Consider the following 5197-nt stretch of genomic DNA (forward strand, 5'->3'; position numbering starts at 1 on the left):
ACTACTACAACCACACAACCTCCCCCCCCCACCCCCCCCCCTCCCTCTTCCCCCCCCCCTCCCCTCGGAAGAAATTATAGACACTAAATTACCTAAAGTTGCTTTTTGGGCTAATTGTTCTACGGTTTCTGCACGAAGATAGACACTATCCCAAACTTGGCAAAGTTTCTCACCTGCAAATAATGCCCAATGTAAGCGAGAATTGCCAATTTCTAAAGCTAGCCAAAGATTTTCTGACATTGGTAATTGGGCATTGGGCATTGCGAATTGGGCATTGGGAATAGGTAATAGGTAATAGAAAGAAATTGTCCCCCACACCACGCTTCTCCCACTCCCCCACTCTCTGTTGTTTCACACTTTTATTTTTCTTAAGTCAACCATAGATTTTTTAAAAAAAATTAACAATTAACTCGTGTCACAATAAAACTAGAGGGAAATACTTATTTGCGTAAGGAGGGGAGTTATGGTAGCACTCACCGAAAGAACTGAAAAAAAACTGACTATGCAGACTGCCGATATTGCTGACCAAACTACGGCAATTCGGTCTTTGGATTGGGATCGCGATCGCTTTGATATCGAGTTTGGTTTGCAAAACGGTACTACCTACAACTCGTTTCTCATACGCGGTGAACAAACGGCTTTAGTTGATACGTCTCATGAAAAGTTTCGTCAGCTGTTCTTCGATACCCTCACCGGACTGATTAACCCAACTGAAATTAATTATCTAATTATCAGTCATACCGAGCCAGACCACAGCGGCTTAGTTAAAGATTTGTTACAAATCGCTCCAGAAATCACCGTTGTCGGTTCTAAGGTAGCAATTCAGTTTCTAGAGGATATGGTACACGGTCCGTTTAAGCGACGGATTGTGAAAAATGGCGATCGCCTAGATTTGGGCAACGGACACGAACTTGAATTCGTGATTGCACCAAACTTACACTGGCCCGATACCATGTTCAGCTTCGACCATAAAACCCAAATTCTCTTTACTTGCGATGCTTTCGGCTTGCATTATTGCACAGATAGCACCTTTGATGAAGATTTGGCAGCGATTGAAGCAGATTATCAATATTACTACGACTGTTTGATGGGACCGAATGCGCGGTCAGTACTTTCTGCCCTCAAGCGCATGGATGAACTGCCAAATATCAAGACGATCGCCACCGGTCACGGACCGCTATTATACCACAACGTTGAAGAATTAACTCAGCGTTATCGCAATTGGAGCAAAACTCAGACAAAAGCAGAAACTACCGTTGGGTTATTTTACGTTTCCGATTACGGATATAGCGATCGCCTTGCCCAAGCAATTGCCACAGGTATCACCAAAACTGGCGTTGCTGTAGAAATGGTAGACTTGCGATCGGCAACAGACTTACAAGAATTGCAGGAACTAGTCAGCCGTTGTACCGGACTTGTGGTAGGAATGCCTCCTGCTGATGCTGCTAATATCCAACCAGCCCTCGGCACTATTTTAGGATCTGCCAAAGAAAAACAAGCTGTAGGAATATTTGAATCAGGGGGTGGCAATGACGAACCGATCGATCCTCTACTAAACAAATTCCGCAATTTAAGTTTAACAGTAGCCTTTCCAGGAATTCGGATTAAAGAAACACCCAACGAAAATACCTACAAGCTTTGTGAAGAAGCGGGAACAGACTTAGGACAATGGGTGACACGCGATCGCAGCATGAAAGCGATGAAATCCCTCGCTGCTGATTTAGACAAAGCACTAGGCAGAATCAGCGGTGGATTATACATCATTACGGCAAAAAAAGGCGATGTCAAAAGCGCCATGCTTGCCTCTTGGGTAAGTCAAGCCAGCTTCAAACCACTAGGATTAAGCATTGCCGTAGCGAAAGATAGAGCGATAGAATCACTCATGCAAGTAGGCGATCGCTTTGTTTTAAATGTCTTAGAAGAAGGCAATTATCAACCGCTGATGAAGCACTTTTTGAAGCGGTTTGCCCCAGGTGCGGATCGTTTTGAAGGAGTTAAAACCCAGCCCGCTGGTAACGGTTCCCCAATTTTAACTGATGCGCTAGCATACATTGAGTGCGAAGTCAATAGTCGGATGGAAGTCAACGACCATTGGATAGTTTACTGCACCGTTGATGCCGGTCGCGTCAGCAAGCCAGACTCCTTGACAGCAGTACATCATAGAAAAGTTGGAAACCACTATTAAGAAGGGAGTGGGGGAGAGGGGGGGACAGGGAGAGGGGGGGACAGGGAGGGGGAGAGGGGGGGGAAAGAAGAATTATTCTCCTTGTCTCCTTGTCTCCTTGTCTCCTTGTCTCCTTGTCTCCTTGTCTCCTTGTCTCCTTGTCTCCTTGTCTCCTTGTCTCCCCACTCCCCACTCCCCACAAAGCTATGCAAACAAATAAACCCCGTGACGTTCAAGTTCTCCCGATTGGTACAGATACAACAGTAATGCGATCGCGCAGTTGGACAAGGCTTAGATTTGAAATTGAATACGCGCTTGCTAAAGGTACAACTGCGAATTCTTATTTGATTAAAGGCGATAAAACTGCTTTAATCGATCCTCCGGGAGAAACGTTTACAGAAATTTATCTGCAAGCGTTGCAACAGCGGTTTAATATCAAAGATATTGATTATGTGATTCTCGGTCACGTTAATCCCAACCGCGCTGCAACTATCAAAGCTTTATTAGAACTTGCACCGCAGATAACTTTTGTTTGTTCAAATCCAGGAGCGATAAATCTGCGTGCGGCGCTGGAAAATCAAGATTTGCCAATTCTCGTCAAACGCGGTGAAGAAACTCTCGATTTAGGCAAAGGTCATCATTTAGAATTTATTCCTACACCAAATCCGCGCTACTCTGACGAACTTTGCACCTACGATCCGCAAACGGAAATTCTTTACTCAGATAAGCTGTTTGGGGCGCATATCTGCGGCGATCAAGTTTTTGATGAAGGCTGGGAATCGTTTAACGAAGACAGGCGCTATTATTTCGATTGTCTCATGGCTCCCCATGCGCGTCAAGTTGAAACAGCGCTGGATAAACTTTCCGACTTGCCCGTGAGATTGTATGCTACCGGACACGGACCTTTGGTGCGTTACGGTTTAATTGAATTAACACATGCTTATCGCCAATGGAGTCAGCAGCAAACATCTGCGGATACAACAGTCGCGTTGATTTATGCTTCCGCGTATGGAAATACAGCGACTTTGGCTTCTGCGATCGCTCGCGGCATCACCAAAGCCGGTGTCAATGTAGAATCAATTAACTGCGAATTTGCCGACCCCGAAGAAATTCGTACCGCTGTAGAAAAAGCATCAGGCTTTGTCATCGGTTCCCCTACCCTCGGCGGACATGCACCAACACCCGTACAAACAGCTTTAGGTATAGTTCTTTCCACCGCTACTAACAACAAACTCGCCGGTGTCTTTGGTTCCTTTGGTTGGAGTGGCGAAGCAGTTGATTTAATCGAAGGTAAATTAAAAGACGCTGGTTATCGCTTTGGTTTTGACACCATCCGCGTCAAATTCAAACCCAACGATCTTACCTTGCAAACCTGCGAAGAAGCTGGAACCGACTTTGCCCAAGCGCTAAAAAGAGCAACAAAAGTTCGCTCCCCGCGACAACCCGCGACCAACGTTGAACAAGCCGTTGGTCGAATTGTCGGTTCTCTGTGCGTTCTCACAGCAAAGCAAGGTGATGTATCTAGTGGAATGTTAGCATCTTGGGTATCTCAAGCAAGCTTTAATCCCCCAGGTTTAACAATTGCCGTTGCCAAAGACCGCGCCGTAGAACCACTGACGCATTCCGGAAACAAATTTAACCTTAATATCCTCAAAGAAGGCAATCACCTGGGTTTAATGAAGCATTTCCTCAAACCCTTTGAACCAGGACAAGACCGCTTTGCTGATGTCGCTGCGTCAGAAGCAGAAAATGGCTCACCCCTTCTTACTGATGCTTTAGCTTATTTAGAGTGTTCAGTGCAAACTCGTATGGAAGCCGGCGATCACTGGTTGGTTTATGCAACTGTGGAAAACGGCAAAGTCCTAAATCAAGATGGTGTAACCGCCGTGCATCATCGGAAATCGGGAAGTCATTATTAATCAACTATATCGGATAGATGCACGCAGATGGCTATTATCTGCGTTTATCTGTAGTTTCATTTTCAAAAATCAGATCCCCGACTTCTCCTTTGAAGTCGGGGATCTTGTTTCCATTACTATATATAAATCGAAGAGGTAGTTCAATGAACACAGTTGTCTTAAATCTAGAACCAATTGTTCAGCTAAATGATGAGCAATTTTATCAACTTTGCATCGCAAACCGAGAGTTGAACCTGGAATTGAATGCAAAAGGAGAATTAATTATTGTGCCACCAGTCGGAGGAGAAAGCGGAAATAAAGAAGCGGACTTCATTACAGACTTGAATAATTGGAACCGTCAAACCAGATTGGGAAAGGTTTTCAGTTCCTCTACAATTTTTCGGCTTCCGAATCAAGCAAAGCGATCGCCTGATGCAGCTTGGATAAAATTAGAACGATGGGAGGCACTAACTTCAGATGAACGCAAAAAATTCCCCCCGATTACACCAGATTTTATCATAGAACTGCGTTCGGAAACTGACCGCCTCCAACGTCTGCAAGATAAAATGCAAGAATACGTAGAAAATGGCTTGCGTTTAGGTTGGTTGATTAATTTTCAATCGGAACAAGTGGAGATTTATCGACAAAATCAACCTGTAGAAATAGTTCAACTTCCAGCACTGCTTTCAGGTGAAGAGGTTTTACCAGGTTTTGAACTACAACTAGAATTGCCCTGAGTGCCTTTGAACAATTCACACATATATACGCAAAGGTAATTTAATGAATACATATGTGCTAAATCTAGAACCAATTGTTCAGCTAAATGATGAGCAATTTTATCAACTTTGCATCGCAAACCGAGAGTTGAACCTGGAATTGAATGCAAAAGGAGAATTAATTATTGTGCCACCAGTCGGAGGAGAAAGCGGAAATAAAGAGGCAGGACTGATTACAGACTTGGAAATTTGGAACCGTCAAACCAGATTGGGAAAGGTTTTCAGTTCCTCGACTATCTTCAGGCTTCCGAATGGGGCAAAGCGATCGCCTGATGCAGCTTGGATAAAATTAGAACGATGGGAGGCACTAACTTCAGATGAACGCAAAAAATTCCCCCCGATTACACCAGATTTTATCA

Annotated in this window: 5 protein-coding genes and 1 pseudogene; 4 read left to right on the plus strand and 2 right to left on the minus strand. The window is 44.4% G+C overall.

All coding sequences use genetic code 11. From position 1 onward, the window contains the following. Positions 1–318, minus strand: a pseudogene (locus tag AABK37_RS40320) (hypothetical protein); the annotation flags it as partial. Positions 319–463: 145 nt separating this feature from the next. On the opposite strand from AABK37_RS40320, the gene AABK37_RS40325 reads away from it, so the two are divergent. Next, positions 464–2185 carry a diflavin flavoprotein gene (locus AABK37_RS40325; protein WP_432556996.1) on the plus strand — a complete coding sequence of 574 codons (1722 nt, stop codon included), beginning with the start codon at positions 464–466 and terminating at the stop codon, positions 2183–2185. Here the strand turns inward: AABK37_RS40325 and AABK37_RS40330 are convergent. Then, positions 2182–2364: a hypothetical protein gene (locus AABK37_RS40330; protein ID WP_432556997.1), complete on the minus strand. Its 183-nt coding sequence runs from the start codon at positions 2362–2364 to the stop codon at positions 2182–2184. The genes AABK37_RS40325 and AABK37_RS40330 overlap by 4 nt on opposite strands. Before the next feature lie 6 nt (positions 2365–2370). Between AABK37_RS40330 and AABK37_RS40335 the strand changes: the two genes are divergently transcribed. The 3 genes from AABK37_RS40335 to AABK37_RS40345 all read left to right on the plus strand — a co-directional run. Next, positions 2371–4083 carry a diflavin flavoprotein gene (locus tag AABK37_RS40335; protein ID WP_432556998.1) on the plus strand — a complete coding sequence of 571 codons (1713 nt, stop codon included), beginning with the start codon at positions 2371–2373 and terminating at the stop codon, positions 4081–4083. Between the two features lie 143 nt (positions 4084–4226). Then, positions 4227–4799, plus strand: coding sequence for a Uma2 family endonuclease (locus AABK37_RS40340; protein WP_432556999.1), 573 nt, complete (start codon positions 4227–4229; stop codon positions 4797–4799). Between the two features lie 43 nt (positions 4800–4842). Continuing rightward, positions 4843–5197, plus strand: a 355-nt coding sequence (locus AABK37_RS40345) for a Uma2 family endonuclease (protein ID WP_432557000.1), incomplete at its 3' end; no start/stop codon positions are given.

Source organism: Tolypothrix sp. VBCCA 56010 (assembly GCF_050875635.1).
Lineage (GTDB): Bacteria > Cyanobacteriota > Cyanobacteriia > Cyanobacteriales > Nostocaceae > Hassallia.